Origin of the sequence: Streptomyces sp. NPDC014995 (assembly GCF_043080745.1) — a bacterium.
In the GTDB taxonomy this organism is placed as follows: Bacteria; Actinomycetota; Actinomycetes; order Streptomycetales; family Streptomycetaceae; genus Streptomyces.
Map to the genome: position 1 here is coordinate 457,813 of NZ_JBIBVX010000003.1, position 19,924 is coordinate 477,736.

At 71.2% G+C, this 19,924-nt stretch carries 12 protein-coding genes and 2 pseudogenes; 6 read left to right on the plus strand and 8 right to left on the minus strand.

Going from position 1 to position 19,924, the window contains the following annotated elements:
- Window positions 1-9: 9 nt before the first annotated feature.
- A pseudogene (locus tag ACF1A1_RS09530) lies at window positions 10-3,649 on the plus strand (hydantoinase B/oxoprolinase family protein).
- Entirely contained in the window at window positions 3,630-4,235 is a 606-nt protein-coding gene (locus ACF1A1_RS09535; RefSeq protein ID WP_391647148.1) for an ATP/GTP-binding protein, read from the plus strand. Before ACF1A1_RS09530 ends, ACF1A1_RS09535 begins: the two are co-directional and overlap by 20 nt.
- 168 nt (window positions 4,236-4,403) lie before the next feature.
- On the opposite strand, the gene glpK is transcribed toward ACF1A1_RS09535, so the two are convergent.
- From glpK to ACF1A1_RS09560, 5 genes and pseudogenes are all read right to left on the minus strand, one after another.
- Window positions 4,404-5,924 (minus strand): glycerol kinase GlpK, encoded by a 1,521-nt coding sequence (gene glpK / locus ACF1A1_RS09540; protein WP_391647150.1) that lies wholly within the window; start codon window positions 5,922-5,924, stop codon window positions 4,404-4,406.
- A gap of 67 nt (window positions 5,925-5,991) precedes the next feature.
- Complete coding sequence (locus ACF1A1_RS09545) at window positions 5,992-6,741, minus strand: MIP/aquaporin family protein (protein WP_391647152.1); 750 nt, start codon at window positions 6,739-6,741, stop codon at window positions 5,992-5,994.
- A gap of 351 nt (window positions 6,742-7,092) precedes the next feature.
- Window positions 7,093-8,267 (minus strand): annotated as a pseudogene (locus ACF1A1_RS09550) (diguanylate cyclase domain-containing protein).
- Window positions 8,268-8,449: 182 nt separating this feature from the next.
- Window positions 8,450-9,640: a lipid-transfer protein gene (locus ACF1A1_RS09555; RefSeq protein WP_391647154.1), complete on the minus strand. Its 1,191-nt coding sequence runs from the start codon at window positions 9,638-9,640 to the stop codon at window positions 8,450-8,452.
- Window positions 9,637-10,062, minus strand: a complete 426-nt coding sequence (locus ACF1A1_RS09560; RefSeq protein WP_391647210.1) for a Zn-ribbon domain-containing OB-fold protein — start codon at window positions 10,060-10,062, stop codon at window positions 9,637-9,639. The genes ACF1A1_RS09555 and ACF1A1_RS09560 overlap by 4 nt, the downstream gene beginning before the upstream one ends.
- A gap of 161 nt (window positions 10,063-10,223) precedes the next feature.
- On the opposite strand from ACF1A1_RS09560, the gene ACF1A1_RS09565 reads away from it, so the two are divergent.
- Both ACF1A1_RS09565 and ACF1A1_RS09570 read left to right on the plus strand, forming a co-directional pair.
- Window positions 10,224-11,060 (plus strand): M15 family metallopeptidase, encoded by an 837-nt coding sequence (locus ACF1A1_RS09565; protein ID WP_391647156.1) that lies wholly within the window; start codon window positions 10,224-10,226, stop codon window positions 11,058-11,060.
- 17 nt (window positions 11,061-11,077) lie between these two features.
- Window positions 11,078-11,614, plus strand: coding sequence for an NUDIX domain-containing protein (locus ACF1A1_RS09570; protein ID WP_391647158.1), 537 nt, complete (start codon window positions 11,078-11,080; stop codon window positions 11,612-11,614).
- Here ACF1A1_RS09570 and ACF1A1_RS09575 read toward each other — a convergent pair.
- Window positions 11,605-13,983 (minus strand): TIM-barrel domain-containing protein, encoded by a 2,379-nt coding sequence (locus tag ACF1A1_RS09575; RefSeq protein ID WP_391647159.1) that lies wholly within the window; start codon window positions 13,981-13,983, stop codon window positions 11,605-11,607. The two genes, ACF1A1_RS09570 and ACF1A1_RS09575, sit on opposite strands and share 10 nt — an antisense overlap.
- Before the next feature lie 213 nt (window positions 13,984-14,196).
- On the opposite strand from ACF1A1_RS09575, the gene ACF1A1_RS09580 reads away from it, so the two are divergent.
- Together ACF1A1_RS09580 and ACF1A1_RS09585 are read left to right on the plus strand one after the other, a co-directional pair.
- Window positions 14,197-16,164 (plus strand): acetoacetate--CoA ligase, encoded by a 1,968-nt coding sequence (locus ACF1A1_RS09580; protein WP_391647161.1) that lies wholly within the window; start codon window positions 14,197-14,199, stop codon window positions 16,162-16,164.
- A 189-nt stretch (window positions 16,165-16,353) separates the two neighbouring features.
- Window positions 16,354-17,256, plus strand: a complete 903-nt coding sequence (locus ACF1A1_RS09585; protein ID WP_391647163.1) for a hypothetical protein — start codon at window positions 16,354-16,356, stop codon at window positions 17,254-17,256.
- A 76-nt stretch (window positions 17,257-17,332) separates the two neighbouring features.
- Here the strand turns inward: ACF1A1_RS09585 and ptsP are convergent, their stop codons facing one another.
- Both ptsP and ACF1A1_RS09595 read right to left on the minus strand, forming a co-directional pair.
- A complete protein-coding gene (gene ptsP, locus ACF1A1_RS09590; RefSeq protein ID WP_391647212.1) occupies window positions 17,333-19,003 on the minus strand; it encodes a phosphoenolpyruvate--protein phosphotransferase in 1,671 nt (556 codons plus the stop codon).
- A gap of 77 nt (window positions 19,004-19,080) precedes the next feature.
- A complete protein-coding gene (locus ACF1A1_RS09595; protein ID WP_391647165.1) occupies window positions 19,081-19,530 on the minus strand; it encodes a PTS glucose transporter subunit IIA in 450 nt (149 codons plus the stop codon).
- Window positions 19,531-19,924 lie beyond the last annotated feature (394 nt).

Consider the following 19,924-nt stretch of genomic DNA (forward strand, 5'->3'; position numbering starts at 1 on the left):
GGTGATGACGTGACCGGCTGGCAGTTCTGGGTGGACCGGGGCGGCACCTTCACCGACATCGTCGCGCGCCGCCCCGACGGTCGGCTGCTGACCCACAAGCTGCTGTCCGACAACCCGGCGCGGTACGCCGACGCGGCCGTGGCCGGCGTCCACGCCCTGCTGGGGGACGCGCAGGACCCCGTCGACTCCGTCCGCATGGGCACGACCGTGGCCACGAACGCCCTGCTGGAGCGCAAGGGCGAGCGCACCCTGCTCGTCGTCACCCGGGGCTTCCGCGACGCCCTGCGCATCGCCTACCAGAACCGCCCCCAGATCTTCGCCCGCCGTATCGACCTCCCCGAGCTGCTGTACGAGCGGGTCGTGGAGGTCGACGAGCGCATCGCCGCCGACGGCACCGTCCTGCGCGCCCCCGACCTGGCAGGTCTCAGCGGGCCGTTGCAGGAGGCGTACGACGACGGCATCCGTGCCGTGGCCGTCGTCTGCCTGCACAGCCACCTCCACCCCGCCCACGAGCAGCGGGTGGGCCGGCTGGCCGCCCGCATCGGCTTCCCGCAGATCTCGCTGTCCAGCGAGGTCAGCCCCCTCATGAAACTCGTCCCGCGCGGCGACACCGCCGTCGTCGACGCCTACCTGTCGCCCGTACTGCGCCGTTACGTCCGGCAGGTCGCCGACGAGCTCCACGGCGTACGGCTGATGTTCATGCAGTCCAACGGGGGACTCGCCGAGGCGAACCAGTTCCGCGGCAAGGACGCCATCCTGTCCGGTCCCGCCGGCGGCATCGTCGGCATGGCCCGCATGTCCCAGCTCGCCGGCTTCGACCGCGTCATCGGCTTCGACATGGGCGGCACCTCCACCGACGTCTCCCACTTCGCGGGCGAGTACGAACGCGTCTTCACCACCCGGATCGCGGGCGTCCGGCTGCGCGCCCCCATGCTGGACATCCACACCGTCGCCGCGGGCGGCGGCTCCGTCCTCCACTTCGACGGCTCCCGTTACCGCGTAGGACCCGACTCGGCCGGCGCGGACCCGGGACCGGCCTGCTACCGCGGCGGCGGCCCGCTCGCCGTCACCGACGCCAACGTGATGCTCGGCCGCATCCCACCCGCCCACTTCCCGCAGGTGTTCGGCCCGCACGGCGACCAACCCCTCGACGACGCGCTCGTCCGTGACCGCTTCGCGGCCCTCGCGCGCGAGATCCGCGAGAGGACCGGCGACGACCGCACGCCGGAGCAGGTCGCCGAGGGATTCCTCCAGATCGCCGTGGCCAACATCGCCAACGCCGTGAAGCGGATCTCCGTCCAGAAGGGCCACGACGTCACCCGCTACGCCCTCACCACCTTCGGTGGCGCCGGCGGTCAGCACGCGTGCATGGTCGCCGACTCGCTCGGCATCCGCACCGTCCTCGTACCCCCCATGGCCGGCGTCCTGTCCGCGCTCGGCATCGGCCTCGCCGACACCACGGCCATGCGCGAACAGTCCGTCGAGGCTGCCCTGGAGGCCGCCACGATGCCCGGGATCCGCAAGACGGCAGACGACCTCGAGACAGCGGCCCGCGCCGAACTCCTCGCCGAGGACGTCCCCGACGACCACATCCAGGTCACCCGCCGCGCCCAGCTCCGCTACGACGGCACCGACACCACCCTCACCGTCGAGCTGACCGAGCCCACCGCGATGAGACAGGCCTTCGAAGAACGTCATCGCGCCACGTACTCCTTCGTCCTCGACCGCCCGATCGTCGTCGAAGCACTCTCCGTCGAAGCCACCGGCATCACCGACCCCCCCGATCTCTCCGCCCTCGCCCCTTACGAAGGCCGCACCGCCGCCGCCCGGACAGTCCGCCTCCACACCGGCGGCACCTGGCGCGACGTACCCCTCCACCGCCGCGAGGACCTGCCTCCCGGCGAAACCGTCACCGGCCCGGCGATCATCACCGAGTCCGGCGCGACGACCGTCGTCGACGACGGCTGGCGGGCCGCGACGACCCACGACGGGCATCTGCTCATGGAACGCGCGACGGTTACGCAGAGTTCCGATCTCGGCACGAAAGCGGACCCCGTTCTTCTCGAGGTCTTCAACAACCTCTTCATGTCCATCGCCGAACAGATGGGCGCCCGCCTGGAGTCGACGGCCCAGTCGGTCAACATCAAGGAACGCCTCGACTTCTCCTGCGCCCTCTTCGACCCCGACGGAAACCTGGTGGCCAACGCGCCGCACATCCCCGTCCACCTGGGCTCCATGGGAACCAGCGTCAAGGAGGTCATCCGCCGCCGCGGCTCCCGGATGCGCCCCGGCGACACGTACGCGGTCAACGACCCGTACCACGGCGGCACCCACCTGCCCGACGTCACCGTGATCACCCCGGTCTTCGACACCCCGGGCTCGACGGACACGAAGAGTGACCGTGACGTCCTCTTCTACGTCGCCTCCCGAGGCCACCACGCGGAGATCGGAGGCATCGCCCCCGGCTCCATGCCCGCGAACAGCCGCACCATCGACGAGGAGGGCGTCCTTTTCGACAACTGGCTCCTCGCGGAGAACGGCCGCTTCCGCGAGGAGGAGACCCTCCGCCTGCTCACCGGGGCACCCCACCCCTCGCGCAACCCGCGGACCAACCTCGCCGACCTGCGCGCCCAGATCGCCGCCAACCAGAAGGGCGTCGACGAAGTCGCCCGGATGATCGAGAACTTCGGGCTCGACGTCGTACAGGCGTACATGAGGCACGTCCAGGACAACGCCGAGGAGGCCGTGCGCCGCGTCATCGACGCCCTCGACGACGGCGAGTACGCCTATGAGACCGACGCGGGCGCCGTGATCCACGTACGCGTGCGCGTGGACCGCGAAAGCCGCTCCGCGACCGTCGACTTCACCGGCACCTCGCCCCAACTGGCGACGAACTTCAACGCCCCCTACGCGGTCGTCAACGCGGCCGTCCTGTACGTCTTCCGCACCCTGGTCGCCGACGACATCCCGCTCAACGACGGCTGCCTGCGCCCGCTGCGGATCATCGTTCCGCGCGGCTCCCTGCTCGCCCCCGAACCACCCGCGGCCGTCGTCGCCGGCAACGTCGAGACCTCCCAGGCGATCACCGGCGCCCTCTACGCGGCACTCGGCGTCCAGGCCGAGGGGTCCGGCACCATGAACAACGTCACCTTCGGCAACGAACGCCACCAGTACTACGAAACCGTCGCCTCCGGATCCGGTGCCGGCGACGGCTTCCCCGGCGCGAGCGTCGTGCAGACCCACATGACCAACTCCCGTCTGACCGACCCCGAGGTCCTGGAGTGGCGGCTGCCCGTGCGGCTGGAGGAGTTCGCCGTCCGGCACGGCAGCGGCGGCCCCGGACGGTGGCGCGGCGGCGACGGCGCGGTGCGCCGCATCCGGTTCCTGGAGCCCATGACCGTCTCCACGCTGTCCCAGCACCGCAGAGTGCCCCCGTACGGCATGGCCGGCGGCGCACCCGGCGCGCTGGGCGCCAACCGGGTGGAACGCGCGGACGGCACCGTCGTCGGACTCGGCGGCAGCGACTCCGTGGACGTCGGCCCCGGCGACGTCCTCGTCATCGAAACCCCCGGCGGCGGAGGCTACGGCCCACCGCCCCACGAGCCCCCATCAAGCAGGAGAAGTGATCGATGATCTTCGGGCGTTCTGAGCGCGGCAAGCCCCCGGTCGAGCCCGTCACGCTCAAGATCCTGGTGGCCGGCGGCTTCGGTGTGGGCAAGACCACCCTCGTCGGCGCCGTCAGCGAGATCAGGCCGCTGCGTACCGAGGAGTTCCTCACCGAGGCGGGCCGCCCGGTCGACGACACCACGGGCGTCGAACGCAAGCACACCACCACCGTCGCCATGGACTTCGGGCGCATCACCCTGCGCGAGGACCTGGTGCTGTACCTGTTCGGGACGCCCGGCCAGGAGCGGTTCTGGTTCATGTGGGACGAGCTCTCCGAGGGCGCGCTGGGCGCCGTCGTGCTCGCCGACACACGGCGCCTGGAGGACTGCTTCGCCGCCATCGACTACTTCGAGCGCCGCTCCATACCCTTCCTCGTCGGCGTCAACTGCTTCGAGGGCGCAGCCCGTTACCCGGCCGAGGACGTCCGCCGGGCGCTCGACCTCGACGACGACGTACCCGTGCTGCTGTGCGACGCCCGCGACCGTGGCTCGGTCAAGGACGTCCTGGTGGGCGTCGTCGAGCACGCCATGGAGTACGGCGCCGACCGCCGCCGGACCGTCACCTCCTGAGGCTGGGGCACGGCCCGTACCCCCGCCGACAGGGGTACGGGCCGCGGCTCACCGAGGACGCACGCGCGTGCGTCCTCGGCCGTGTCTCTCGGGTCATCCCGGGGCCGCGGGGCACCGGCGTCAGCCAGGCACCGCAGCCCCGAGTCGGGCTGGTCCGCAAGACCCGTCCTAGCCCTCGCCGTCCTCCACCCACCCGAGGCTCTTCTCCACGGCCCTGCGCCAGTTGCGGTACTCGCGGTCCCGCACCGACGCCTCCATCGACGGTGTCCACTCGGCGTCCTTGCGCCAGTGCGCCTTCAGCTCGTCGAGGTCGTTCCACACGCCGGTGGCCAGCCCGGCCGCGTACGCCGCGCCCAGGCAGGTCGTCTCCGAGACCCGGGGCCGGATCACGGGCACCCCCAGCACATCGGCCTGGTGCTGCATGAGGAGGTTGTTCTTCGTCATGCCGCCATCCACCTTCAGGGTCGTGATGCGCACCCCGGAGTCCTGGTACATGGCGTCCACGACCTCCCGCGTCTGCCAGCTCGTCGCCTCCAGCACCGCGCGCGCGAGATGCGCCTTGGTGACGTACCGGGTGAGCCCGGTGACGACACCGCGCGCGTCGGACCGCCAGTACGGCGCGAACAGCCCGGAGAAGGCGGGCACGATGTACGCGCCGCCGTTGTCCTCGACGCCGGCCGCCAGGGTCTCGATCTCGTCAGCCGTACGGATGATGCCGAGCTGGTCCCGGAACCACTGCACGAGCGCGCCCGTTATGGCGATCGAACCCTCCAGGCAGTAGACGGGCGCCTCCCCGCCGATCTTGTAGCCCATCGTCGTCAGCAGTCCGTTCTTCGACGGCACCGGCCGGTTGCCGGTGTTCAGCAGCAGGAAACTGCCCGTCCCGTACGTGTTCTTCGCCGCCCCCACGTCGTAGCAGGCCTGCCCGAACACCGCGGCCTGCTGGTCACCCAGCGCCGAGGCGACGGGTACTCCGGAGAGCTGGCCCACCGCGGTGCCGTACACCTCCGCGGAGGACCTGATCTCCGGCAGCACGGCCTCGGGTACGTTCATCGCGGACAGGATGGACGCGTCCCACTGGAGGGTCTCCAGGTTCATCAGCATGGTGCGCCCGGCGTTGGTCACGTCGGTCACGTGCCGGCCGCCGTCGACGCCGCCCGTCAGGTTCCAGATGAGCCAGGAGTCGATGGTGCCGAAGGCGATCTCGCCGCGCTCGGCGCGGACCCTGAGCCCGGGCACGTGGTCGAGCAGCCAGGCCGCCTTCGGCCCGGAGAAGTAGCTGGCCAACGGCAGTCCGGTCTGCTCCCGGAAGCGGTCCTGCCCGTCGGTGCCGCCCAGTTCGCCGCAGAGCGCGGCGGTGCGGGTGTCCTGCCACACGATCGCGTTGTGGACGGGTTTGCCCGTGGCGCGGTCCCACAGCACCGTCGTCTCGCGCTGGTTGGTGATGCCCAGCGCGCTGATCTGGTCCGCGCGCAGCCCGGCCTTGGCGATCGCCCCGGCGACCACCGCCTGCACCTTGGACCAGATCTCTGTGGCGTCGTGCTCCACCCAGCCGGGCTTGGGGAAGATCTGGCGGTGCTCACGCTGGTCGACGGCGACGATCGCGCCGCCCCGGTCGAAGATGATGCAGCGGCTCGAGGTGGTGCCCTGGTCGATCGCGGCGACGTACTTCTCGGAGTTGTCCGTCATGGCTACCCCTTGGGCTGGGTTCAGAAGGCTGCTCGGATGCTGCGCTGCTGCGCTGCTCGGATGCTGCTCAGAAGGCCGCGTTGTAGAGGAGGCCCGCGAGCACTCCGCCGATCAGCGGGCCGACGACCGGGATCCAGGCGTAACCCCAGTCGGAGGTGCCCTTGTTCGGGATCGGCAGGAAGGTGTGGACGATGCGTGGCCCGAGGTCGCGCGCCGGGTTGATGGCGTAGCCGGTGGGGCCGCCGAGGGAGAGACCGATGCCGACGACGAGCAGCGACACGATCAGCACGAGCGTGCCGGACTGCCCGAGCCCCTTCGTCAGCCCGAAGGCGAGGACGGGCAGGACGAGCGCGACGGTCGCGATGATCTCCGTGACCAGGTTGGCGACCGGGTTCCGGATCTCGGGGATGGTGGAGAAGATGCCGAGCGTCGGCGTCGGTTCCTCGGCCGTGCCCTCGGTGGTGCCCGTCTCACGCACGTTCGCCCGGAACTGTGCGAGATACACCAGGTATGCGAGGACGGCGCCGAGCATCGCGCCGATGATCTGGCCCAGCAGATAGATCCCGACCTTGCCCCATTCGCCCGTGTCGACGGCGATCCCGAGGGTGACCGCCGGATTGAGATGCCCACCGGACAGCGGTGCGGCGGTGTACGCCCCGGCCAGCACCCCGAACCCCCACCCGAAGGCGATCACGATCCATCCCGAGGCCCGGGCCTTGGAGTGTCTGAGGGTGACGGCGGCGCAGACACCCGCGCCGAACAGGATGAGGATCGCGGTTCCGATGACCTCGCCGACGAATATGTCTCCGTTGCTCATGGCGGCTCCTAGGCCGGCCCGGGGCGATCGGCCCCGGTGCTCCGTGCAGGGTGCGGTTCCCGTGGCTGCTTCGGCCAAGGCGGGGAGGTTCCGCGCCCCGCCCGGCATCCGTGACGAGCGTGCCGTCGTAGCCGAATCGCCCGTGGGGGAGTGGGCCTTGGACCGGGGAGCCCCTGTGGCGCAGTGCCTGGTACGCCGTGAATGTACGGCGATGTCGGCTGACACCGGGAAGTGTTCACCGGCGTCCAGGGAGCGTCAAGGAGGATGACGGCAACCGTTGGGGAAGGCGGGGCGCGCCGACGGGTGGTCGATGTCCGCACAGGATGATCGCCGAGACCGGTCCGCGGTCCCTCATCCGACCCCCGGCTCCACCCCCACCTCCCTGGACCCCGCAGCCCCCACCGGCAGCGATCCCCGCCGTACCTCGTGCCCGGGCAAACCCGTCCGCCCCAGCACCCAACTCGCCCCGTACAGCGCCTTCGCGGCCTTCTTCAGCGGCGCCAGGCAGGCCGCCGCCCGGCGATGGTCCGTCACGCTGCCCGGCGGGCACAGGATCGTCGCCAGCGACAGCGTGACCGGGCACCCGCCCGCCGACCACGGCGCGTCCAGCACCGAGGCGGCCAGTCGGTCCAGGTCCTCCGGATCGGCCAGGACCAGGAAGTCGTCCCCGCCGATGTGCCCCACGCGCGTACTCCCTGACGCCGCGTCCAGCAACGCGCGCCCCACCGAGCGGATCAACTCGTCCCCGGCCGCGAAGCCGGCCCCGTCGTTGACCCGTTTGAAGCGGTCGACGTCCAGCCAGCTCAGCGCGAACGTCCGCCCGTCCGCGGTCCGCCGGTCCACCTCCCCGGTGATCGCGTCCGAACCGGGCAGCCGCGTCAGCGGATTGAGCCCCGCCGCCTCCTCGACCCGTGTCTCGGCCAGCGCCCGCACCAGGTCCGCGAGCCGGACGACGCCCACGCACCGCCCGTGGTGGTCGACGACGGCCACGTCGTCGGAGGTACGGTCCCGGCCGCCGACGGCGACCACGTCCAGCACCTCCCACGCCGTCGCGTCCATGCCCACCGTGCGTGGCGGATCACCGAGCTTGGTCGCCGGCCGGTCGGCGTACAGGGCGTGTCCGTAACGCCCCGACATCGCCAGCAGGAACCGCGCGCGGTGCACCGACCGGACCGGCACTCCCGCCCTGTCGGTACGTGCGCGTACGGCGGGACGACGTCGACCGTCACCTCCCACGGCAGCCGCCCCGTCTCCCGCACGGCGTCGTGCAGCGGGGTGAGACCGCCGAGGTCGGCCAGCGTCCCGGCGAACACGTTCACATGCAGGGGCAGCAGCGTCTCCTTGCGCGCCGCGGCCCGCACCGCCGACACGGCCAGCCGGGCGTCGAGTCCGGCGTCCCTCCGGGCCCCCGCCAGCACGTCACCGGTCTCCGGTCGGGCGAGTATCTCCAGTGCTGCCACTCCTCCGGTGGCCAGGTTGACCACCGGCTGGAAGGCGAAGCGGAGAGTGTCCGTCCAGGAGTGCACGGGAGCATGATGGCGCCGCGTGCGCGCGCCCAGGCGCGGTTCATGAGACGTTCACTCAGGATTCCTGACCGCTCACGGAGCGTCAGAACGCACGCCCGAGCACGCGCCCGGCCGAGAGCGTCGTCCCCGCGTGGCGCCCCCGCGTGGCGCCCCGGATCCTCCGGTGGCCCGTCTCTCCGGCCTCACCGCACGGCGACCACCGCCGATCCGTGTCCGAAGAGCCCCTGGTTCGCCGTGAGACCCACGCGCGCGCCACTGACCTGGCGATCACCCGCCTGCCCCCTCAACTGCCAGGTCACCTCGCAGACCTGGGCGATCGCCTGCGCCGGCACCGCCTCCCCGAACGAGGCCAGGCCACCGCTCGTGTTCACCGGTATGCGACCGCCCGGCGCCGTCACGCCGTCCCGCAGCAACTTGGCTCCCTCGCCCTCTCCGCACAGCGCGAGGTCCTCGTACCACTGCAACTCCAGTGCCGTGGACAGGTCGTAGACCTCGGCCAGGGACAGGTCCTCGGGACCGACGCCCGCCTCCTCGTAGGCGGCCGCGGCGATCGACGCCCTGAACGCCTCGCCCGTCGGCGCAACCACCGCCGCCGAGTCGGTCGCGATGTCCGGCAGGTCCAGCACCGTGCTGGGGTAACGGGGCGTGACGGTGGCCACCGCCCGGATCCGCACCGGGTCCGCCGACCCGTGGCGCCGTGCGAACTCCATGCTGGACAGCACCACCGCCGCCCCGCCGTCCGAGGTGGCGCAGATGTCCAGCAGCCGCAGTGGGTCGGCCACCACCGCGGACGCGGCGACCTCCTCGGCGGTGACCCGCGCGCGGTAGCGTGCGTGCGGATTCAGCGCCCCCATCAAGGCGTTCTTCACCTTGACCTGGGCGAAGTCGGCGGGCGTGTCCCCGTGCACTGCCATGCGCCGACGCGCGAACAGCCCGAAGTACGCCGGATTGGTCGCGCCGAGCACCCGGAACCGCAGCCAGTCGGGGTCGTCCGGCCGGTCCCCGCCGGCGGGGCGGAAGAAGCCCTTGGGCGCGGCGTCCGCCCCCACCACGAGCACCACCTCCGCCAGGCCCGCGAGGATCTGCGCCCGCGCCGCGTTGATCGCCTGGGCCCCCGAGGCGCACGCCGCGTACACACTCGTCACCCTGGCCCCCTGCCAGCCCAGCGCCTTCGCGAAGGTCGCCCCGGCCACATACCCCGGATAGCCGCCACGCACCGTGTCCGCGCCGACGACCGAACCGACCTCCCGCCAGTCCAGGCCGGCGTCCGCCAGCGCCGCGCGCGCCGCGACCACGCCGTACTCGACGAAGCCGCGCCCCCACTTGCCCCAGGGGTGCATCCCCACGCCGAGCACCGCCACATCCGCCGTCATCCCCTCACCCCCGTCGGCCGCCAGTGCCAGGTCGTCCAGGTCGTCTCCGCGTCCTCGTGGAGCACTCCGGGGACGACCTCCACCTCCGTGCCCACCGTCAGATCGGCGACGGTGACCCCGGGAACCGCCTGTCCCAGTACCACCATCCGCTCGGACTCCAGCTCCACAGCGATCAACGCGTACGGCTCCCACGGAAGTTCCGGATCGGTCACATAGGGTGACGGAGGTCGATATCGGCTGTCGGTGTACGACCACACGCGCCCCCGCCGTGACAGCGGGACCTCCTCCAGCTCGCCACCTCCGCAGTCCGGATTGCGGCAGCGCGTGTCCTCGCGGGGGAAGAAGACCGAGCCGCAGGCCGAGCAGCGCGTCCCGAGCAGCCTGAAATCGTCCCCGTCCCCGGTGAACCACCCGGCGACCACGGGTGTTCGTGTACCTGACATACAGCCCTCCCGGCGAAGGATCTGACGGAACGTCAGAAGTGTGGCACGCATACGGCCGAGGGGGCAGGCATCCCGCATCGGGGCCGGACTGCATGCGATCGCTTCCCCACCGGAACCCCGCTCTGATAGACGCAGGAGACATGACACGCCTCTCCAGCGCTGTACGCGGTGTCGTCACCGCGCTCGCCGCCCTGCTGACCGTGACCGCCGCGCCCGCCACCGCCCGCACCCACACCGAACCCGAGGCCCCCGCGGACTTCGTCGCCCTGAGCACCGTCGACCCGACGATCCTCCAGGAGATGCGCTACGTCACCCGGCACAACTTCCTCGGCGCCCGCGTCGACGGCTACCGCCGGTCGCTGTGCATCCTCACGCGCCCGGCCGCCGAAGCCCTCCACAAGGCCCAGACGAAGCTCCTGTGCCAGGGATACACACTCAAGGTGTACGACTGCTACCGGCCGCAGCGCGCCGTGGACCACTTCGTCCGCTGGGCGCAGGACCTCGACGACGAGGCGATGAAGGGCGAGTTCTACCCGAACGTCGACAAGACCCGTCTGTTCGAGGACGGTTACATCGCCGAGAAGTCCGGCCACAGCCGCGGCTCCACCCTGGACCTCACGCTCGTGAAGCTCCCGGCGCGACCGACCAGGCCCTACGTCCCCGGTGAACCCCTCGTACCGTGTTACGCGCCGCAGCAGGAGCGCTTCCCGGACAACTCCGTCGACATGGGCACCGGTTTCGACTGCTTCGACACCCTCAGCCACACCCTCGACCCGCGCGTCCAGGGTGAGCAGCGCGCCCACCGGCTGCTCCTCAAGGGCACCCTCGAAGAGCTCGGCTTCGTCAACCTCGCCGAGGAGTGGTGGCACTACACCTTCAAGCCCGAGCCGTACCCGGACACCTACTTCGACTTCCCCGTCTCCGCCAAGTCGCTCACCACGGCGTCCAGGACGCCCGCGCGCGACGCCCACTCATGATCGGATACAGTCCGCGCGTGTCCGAAACTCAGCACTCCGCTTCCAACTCGCCCCGCAACTCCCACTGTTCAAGCTGCGGAGCACCCTACGGGGAGGGCGTCACCGGCTGGCCCCGCACCTGCCCGGCCTGTGCCACCGTGGCCTACCGCAACCCGCTGCCGGTCGCGATCGCACTCCAGCCCGTGTACGACACGAAGGGCACCGCTTTGGTCGTCATCACCCGGACCATCGCCCCCGCGCGCGGGGGCATCGCCCTGCCCGGCGGGTACATCGACGACCGTGAGGACTGGCGGCAGGCCGTCGTCCGTGAGCTCAAGGAGGAGACGGGCATCGACGCCGCGAGCCGCGACGTACGCCTCGTCGACGCCATGAGCTCCCCCGACGGCCACCTCCTCCTCTTCGGCCTCCTGCCGGAATGCCCGGCGGACCGCCTGCCGACGTCCGCCACCACCGACGAGACGGAGGGCTGGCACCTCCTGCGCAGGCCGGAGGAGCTGGCCTTCCCGCTGCACACACTCGCCGTGCGGGCGTTCTTCGAAGGACGCTACGTCTGAGAGGACCCACCGAGCCCGCGTACGCGCACAGGGTGGGACGGCTCGCGCACGCCGTCCTCACCCTCCCGCTCGACGACGACCGTCCGGCCACCCTGCCGGCGGGAGACGTACCGCTCGATCTCCGGCTCGTCCCAGCCGTCACCGCTGTCCCGCACCACCAGACCGCCCCCCGTCCGTCCGTGGGCCGGCGCCCACACCTCCAGCTCCAGCCCGCCGTCCTCCCCACGCACCGGTATGACGGCACCCGCGCGCGCGAGCACCGGAATACGCGCCGGCGGAGCATCGACGAGTACCTGCCCCGGCCCCTCGTAGGCCTTCCCCGACGCCGTGTCGTACCAAAGCCCCCGCGGCAGCTGCACCGCCCGCCGGTCCGCGCCCGGGTCGAGCACCGGCGCCACCAGAAGACAGTCACCCAGAAGGAAAGCGTCCTCGCAGTCCCGCAGCGCCCGGTCCTCGGGCGCTCCCCACCACAGCGGACGCACATAAGGAGCCCCCGTACGCCTGGCCAGATGCGCCAGCGTCATGAAGTACGGCAGCAGCCGCCGGCGTTCGACGAGCGCCGCACGCGCGTGCTCCAGCACCTCGGCCCCGAACTCCCACGGCTCCCTGCGCCCCGCCCGCAGACTCGCGTGCGTACGGAACAGCGGCAGATACGCACCCAGCTGGAACCACCGCAGATACAGCTCCGGAGAAGGACTGCCGTCGAAACCGCCCACGTCCGGTCCCGAGTACGGCACTCCGCACAACCCGAGCCCCAGGACCAGCGACAGGGATGACCGCAGCCCGGGCCAGCCCGTGGCGACGTCGCCGGACCAGGTGCCGCCGTAGCGCTGCAGACCGGCCCACCCGGAGCGGGAGAAGACGAACGGACGCTCCTCGGGCAGCAGGTCCCGCAACCCCTCGTAGCCCGCCTGCGCCATGCACAGCCCGTAGACGTTGTGCGCCTCGCGGTGATCACCGCCCCGCCCGTCCAGGGCGTGCCGCGCCGACCGGGGGAGGGTCGACTCCCCGAAGGCGGTGAACGACGTCGGCTCGTTCATGTCGTGCCAGAAACCGGAGAACCCCTGCGCGATCCGCTCCGCGTACAGACCTCCCCACCACCTCCGCACGCGCGCGTGCGTGAAGTCCGGATAGACCGACTCGCCGGCCCACACCACGCCCTCGACGACGCGCCCCGACGCGTCCCGCACGAACGCGTCCTCGGCGAGCCCACTGTCGTGGACGGCGTTGCCCGGCGTGGCCTTCACCGCCGGATCGACGATCGACACCAGACGGATCCCGTCCCTCCGCAGTTCCTCGGCGAGGACCGGAAGCTTGGGAAAGCGCTCCTGGTCGACGGTGAAGACCTGGTGGCCGTCGAGGTGGTCGATGTCCAGATGGACCGCGTCGAGCGGCAGACCGCGCTCCTGGTAGCCCGCCACGATGCGCCGCACCTCCTGCTCGCTCCCGAAGCCCCAGCGCGCATGATGGTGACCGAGCGCCCACGCGGGCGGCAGCGCCGGCGCCCCGGTGAGCGAGGCCCAGGTGAGCAGCACGCGCGCGGGGGTGCCCACCATCACCCAGCAGCGCAGAGGGCCGCCGTCCATCCGCAGCGCGGACGTCCCGGCCCGGTCGTGCCCGGAGCCGGCCCCCTCCTCACCCTCCCGCAGGGTCACCGTGCCGTCCCATGATGTGTCGTGGAACGCCAGGTGCGTGGTCGCGTCGGCCACCACCAACTGCACCGGCATGGTCAGGTACAGCGGGTCGTCCCCACGGCCGAACGGACGCCCGGGGTCGGTGTTCCACAGCCGGTACGTCCCGTCACGCAGACGCGGGCCCGACGCCCGCCCACCGAGCCCGAAGAAACGCGCGTCCGCCGCCACCTCCGACCGCTGCATCCAGCGCCCCGGACCGCCGCCCTGCGGTTCCCACCACCGGGGCGGCAGCTCACGCCGCACCGTCACACCTCCCGGCGTGCGCACCTCGATCGCCCCGTGCCGCGAGACCACCACCGTCACCCGCTCGGCGACGACCCGCCACCCGCCGTCCTTGTCCGGCTCCAGCACCGCCCGGGGATCCGCCTCCGGGCAGCGCCCCGCCAGCGCGTACGACGGCTCCGGACCGGACCCGTCCCACCCCCAGAACACCGCCCCGTTCACGGCGACGTGAATCCGCAGCTCCGAGCGGCTGAACCGGACCGTCCCACCCCCGGGGCCGGGCTCCACCTCCTGCATCTGTCCCGGCACCCGCGCGCGCTCGCCGCCCCGCGCCGGCAACCCGGTGGCGTCGGCGCGCCGCCTGCGCCACGCGGCCCGTACGGTGCGCAACCCCTGGGCCGCCCCCGCAGAACCAACCACCCTTATCGAACGCACCAGGTCACGACCGTCCATGCTGCTCACCCTGCCACTGACCGCCTCACACGCGTGTGCCGTTCAACTGCCGTTCACCCGTGGCCGGACCACATCTTCACGACACGGACTGTGTGGGGCTCGCCCTGGTGTGGAAGTCGATCACATGGCATCGTCCGTGTCAGCCGCGTCACGCGCACACCCCAGCACGTGCGCGGACGACGCACACGACGCGCACAGTCCGGGAGCCGCCCCATGTCGACCGTGAACCCCGAGCCGCTCTGGCGGCCCGACCCCCAGCGCATCGCCCAGGCCCAGGTCACCAGGTTCCACGCCTGGGCGGCCGAACACCACGGAGCCCCGTCCGAAGGCGGCTATCCGGCCCTGCACCGCTGGTCCGTGGACGAGCTGGAGACGTTCTGGAAAGCCGTGACCGAGTGGTTCGACGTACGGTTTTCCACGCCCTACGCGCGCGTGCTGGGCGACCGCTCCATGCCCGGCGCCCAGTGGTTCCCCGGGGCGACGCTGAACTACGCCGAGCACGCCCTGCGCGCGGCCGCCACCCGCGCGGACGAACCGGCCCTCCTGCACGTCGACGAGACCCACGACCCGCGTCCGGTGACCTGGTCCGAGCTGCGCCGTCAGGTCGGCTCCCTCGCCGCCGAGCTGCGCGGTCTCGGCGTCCGCCCCGGAGACCGGATCAGCGGCTACCTCCCGAACATCCCGCAGGCCGTCGTCGCCCTCCTGGCCACGGCGGCCGTCGGCGGCGTCTGGACCTCCTGCGCCCCCGACTTCGGCGCCCGCAGCGTCCTCGACCGGTTCCAGCAGGTCGAGCCCGTCGTCCTGTTCACCGTCGACGGCTACCGCTACGGCGGCAAGCAGCACGACCGCCGCGACGTCGTCACCGAGCTCCGCCGGGAACTGCCCACCCTGCGTGCCGTGGTCCACATTCCCCTCCTGGGCACCGAGGCGCCCGAAGGAGCCCTGGAGTGGTCGGCCCTGACGGCCGCGGACGAGGACCCCGTCTTCGAACAGGTCCCCTTCGACCACCCCCTGTGGGTGCTCTACTCCTCCGGCACGACCGGCCTGCCCAAGGCCATCGTCCAGTCCCAGGGCGGCATCCTGGTCGAACACCTCAAGCAGCTGGGCCTGCACTGCGACCTGGGCCCCGAGGACCGCTTCTTCTGGTACACCTCGACCGGCTGGATGATGTGGAACTTCCTCGTCTCCGGCCTCCTGACCGGCACCACGGTCGTCCTCTACGACGGCAGCCCCGGCTACCCCGACACGGCCGCACAGTGGCGCGTCGCCGAACGCACGGGAGCCACCCTCTACGGCACCTCCGCGGCCTACGTCATGGCCTGCCGGAAGGCCGACGTCCATCCGTCCCGCGACTTCGACCTCTCCACGGTGCGGTGCGTCGCCACCACCGGCTCCCCGCTTCCGCCCGACGGATTCCGCTGGCTGCACGACGAGGTCCGCGACGACCTGTGGATCGCCTCCGTCAGCGGCGGCACGGACGTGTGCTCCTGCTTCGCCGGAGCCGTCCCGACCCTCCCGGTCCACACCGGCGAGCTCCAGGCACCCGGCCTCGGCACCGATCTGCAGTCCTGGGACCCGGCCGGTCGTCCCGTCATCGACGAAGTCGGCGAACTGGTCGTCACCAACCCCATGCCGTCCATGCCGGTCTACTTCTGGAACGACCCCGACGGCAGCCGCTACCACGACAGCTACTTCGACACCTACCCCGGCGTCTGGCGCCACGGCGACTGGATCACCGTCACCTCGCGCGGCTCCGTCGTCATCCACGGCCGCTCCGACTCCACGCTCAACCGCCAGGGCGTGCGGATGGGCTCGGCCGACATCTACGAAGCCGTCGAGCGCCTCCCCGAGATCAAGGAATCCCTCGTCATCGGCATCGAACAGCCCGACGGCGGCTACTGGATGCCCCTGTTCGTCCACCTGGCACCAGGAGCCGTACTCGACGAGGCACTCCTCGACCGGATCAAACAGACCATCCGCGAACAACTCTCCCCGCGCCACATCCCCGACGAGATCATCGAGGTTCCCGGAGTCCCCCACACCCTCACCGGAAAGCGCATCGAGGTCCCGGTCAAACGCCTCCTCCAGGGCACCCCACTGGAGAAGGCGGTCAACCCCGGCTCCATCGACAACCTCGACCTGCTCCACTTCTACGAGGACCTCGCGCGCAAGCGGGCCTGACGACCCACTCGCCGTCACGGCGGCGAGTGCCGTTGAACCCCCTCGGTGGACGGCCGGCGACCGGAATCACTGCTCTGACCAGTGCGTTTCGGTCACTGCCCGGTTTGTGATCGCTCCGCCCGGAACCCGCTGTCAGTGCCGTCGATTACTGTGAGTGAGCATTGATCGACTGTGCACACAGGGGGAACCATGGCACACACCGACCACCAGACCATGCGACGCGTCCTGCGCCGTGAAATCGCCGGCACCATCGGCCTGCTCACCGACGAGCACGACTTCCGTGCCATGCGGCGCTACCGCAGCTTCCCCTTCGACGACCACGCCACCTACCTCCAACAGGTCGAGGACCTCCTCAAGACCCGCGCCCTCCAGGGCATCCACACCACGGTGGCCCTCTTCGACCCGCAGGAGTACGCCGAGTTCTGCACCGCCCAGGGACTCGACCCCGACGTCCCGGCCCACCGCACCCGCTTCACCGCCCAACTCGCGACGACCGGCCCCACTCTTCCCTACGAGGGCCAGCCGCTGGCCGACCTCGTCCCCGCCCTCGTCGACGAAGCCGTCCGGCAGGCGACCTGGGAGTACGCGGCCACCCTCCTGGCCCGCCTCGGCGCCTGCGCGAGCTGTGGCGAGGACCTCGGCCGCGCCGCCTTCGCACAAGCCTCGGACCTCCTCGTCCGCATCCTCGACACCGCACCACCGGGCAACCGGCACCTCGTCTGCAGCGTCACGGGCACACCCGAAGCCCTCGTAGCCGTCCTCCACGCCGACCAGACGCCGAACGGCACCACACCCCTCGACGAGGCCGAGGCCCTCGAATTCACCACCGTTCTCGCCCTCGGCCTCGCCACCCAGAGCCCCGGCGGCCTGGTCATGCGCACCAGCGCCCCAGGCGCCCCCGACCGGATCTACGGATGGCGGCTGCGCGGCGACGGCCTCGAACCCCTGACGGCCGGCGAGGTCTTCGACGCCTACTGCACCGACGTCGAGTCCGGAGACCTCATCTCGCCCGAGTCCAACGTCGACTACTGCGTACCGCCGGACCTCGGCCAGGACGGGCGGGAAGGACCGATGCCGGGCCACCACCACTGACACGGCAAAGGGGCGCCCCACCCGAAGGCGGGGCGCCCCTGCTCACCAGCCGGACGCCGACCCGGTCCGACTACTCCTACTCGCCGGACAGCACAGCCTGTGCCGCGGTCCGTGCGTCCTCGGCGCTGTCGGTCGCGCGCGCCGCCGCGGCCGCCCGCTCGCACTGCGCCAACGTGTACTTCGCCAGCGTCGCCCGCACATAGGGAATCGACGCCGAACCCATGGACAGGGAGGTGACCCCCAGACCGGTCAGCACACATGCGAGCAGCGGGTCGGACGCGGCCTCGCCACACACACCACAGCTCTTGCCCTCGGCCTTGGCCGCCTCAGCGGACAGCGCCACGAGGTCGAGCAGCGCGGGCTGCCACGGATCCTGCAGACGGGACACCGCACCCACCTGACGGTCGGCGGCGAAGGTGTACTGCGCGAGGTCGTTCGTCCCCAGCGAGAGGAACTCGACCTCCTGCAGGATCGAACGGGCCCGCAGCGCGGCCGACGGAATCTCCACCATCGCACCGAACTTCGCCCGCAGCCCCGCCGCCCGGCACGCGTCCGCGAACGCCTTGGCATCGGCACGGTCGGCCACCATCGGGGCCATCACCTCGAGGTAGACCGGCAGGCCCTCGGCCGCCTTCGCCAGCGCCGTCAGCTGGGTGCGCAGGATCTCGGGGTGGTCGAGCAGCGTCCGCAGACCACGCACGCCCAGTGCCGGGTTGGGCTCGTCCGCCGGCGTCAGGAAGTCCAGCGGCTTGTCCGCACCCGCGTCCAGCACGCGCACGACGACCCGCCCCTCGGGGAACGCCTCGAGCACCTGCCGATAGGCCTGGACCTGCTTCTCCTCGGACGGCGCGTTCTTGCTGTCGTCGAGGAAGAGGAACTCGGTGCGGAACAGACCGACGCCCTCCGCGCCCGCCTCGACGGCGGCCGGCACGTCGGCGGGCCCGCCGACGTTCGCCAGCAACGGCACCTTGTGACCGTCGGCGGTGACACCCGGCCCGGTCGAGGCGGCGAGCGCCGCCCTGCGCTCCGCGGCCGCGGCCCGGAGCTGCGCCTTCTTGTCCTCACTCGGGTTCACGAAGATCTCGCCGGTGCTGCCGTCAACGGCGATCACCGTGCCCTCGGTGAGCTCACCGGCACCGGGCAGCGCCACGACGGCCGGCACACCCAGGGCGCGCGCCAGAATCGCACTGTGGCTCGTCGGCCCGCCTTCCTCGGTGACGAACCCGAGCACCAGCGTCGGGTCCAGCAGAGCGGTGTCGGCAGGCGCCAGGTCCCGAGCGACCAGCACGTACGGCTCGTCACTGTCCGGGACACCCGGCATCGGGACGCCCAGCAGACGGGCGACGATACGATTCCGCACATCGTCGAGGTCGGCCACGCGACCGGCGAGGTACTCCCCGGCGCCCGCAAGCAGCTCACGGTAGGCGGCGAATGCGTCGTACACGGCGCGCTCGGCCGTGCTCCCGACGGCGATGCGCCGCTCCACGTCCGCCATCAGCTCGGGGTCCTGAGCCATCATGGCCTGCGCCTCGAGCACCGCCTGGGCCTCGCCACCCGCCAGATTGCCGCGCGCAATCAGGTCGGCCGCCACAGCTTCCACGGCCTTGCGGGCGCGCCCCTGCTCGCGCTCCGCCTCCTCGGCCGGGATTTGCTTGGCGGGCGGTTCGAGCACCGCCGTTCCCATGTGCCGAACCTCGCCGATCGCCACCCCGTGGCTCACGCCGACGCCTCGCAGCGTTGTCTCCATCTCACCCGTCTCCCATAGTGCGGCGGGTCCCGCCGCCGCGGTGGTTGTCCTGCGTGCCGTCCATGACGGCTTCGGCATCAGTGCCAGGAAAAGAGAACGTCGCCAGTCTTCACGTCGCCGTCTTCACGGAGCTCGCCGAGGGCATCGGCGGTGGCCTCCAGCGCCACGATCGGGCACACCGCCGACTTGCCTGCTTCTTCCACCGCGGCCGGATTCCAGCGCACGATGCCCTGCCCACGCGTCACGGTGTCGCCCTTGTTCACGAGGAGCTCGAAGCCCTCACCGTTGAGCTGCACGGTGTCGATACCGAGGTGGGTGAGCACCCCGTGCCCATGGGCGTCGACCACGACGAAGGCGTGGGGATGGAGGGAGACGATGACTCCGTCCACGGGTGCGACGGCCTCGGAAGGCTCGCGCACCGGATCGATCGCCGTACCCGGGCCGACCATGGCCCCGGAGAAGACCGGATCCGGCACGGTGGCCAGTCCGATGGCGCGTCCTGCCAACGGGGACGTCACGGTGGTCATGGGAAGCCTCCCAGGGGTGGAGATGTATACGGGCCGTCACTGCAAGTCCAGGACGGCGCACTGTGCAGCAGGGTATGTCAGGGCGAAGTACCGGTCCCGCACGAGAGTCCGTCGTGGTCTAGACCACCAGCCTAAGGGATTTGCACCGCCTCCGCGCCCCCGTGTACAGTCGTACTCCTGCTTGAGGGTGAGTGACGCGAGCGAGCGCACTTAACCGAGCAGCATCCAACTTGTCAGATCCTATCTTTGGATCATCTTCTGCATGCCTGCGGGACGGTGGTCAGAGAGACGGAAAATCCCTGATAGAGTCGGAAACGCAAGACCGAAGGGAAGCGCCCGGAGGAAAGCCGCGAGAGAGTCTCTCGGGTGAGTACAAAGGAAGCGTCCGTTCCTT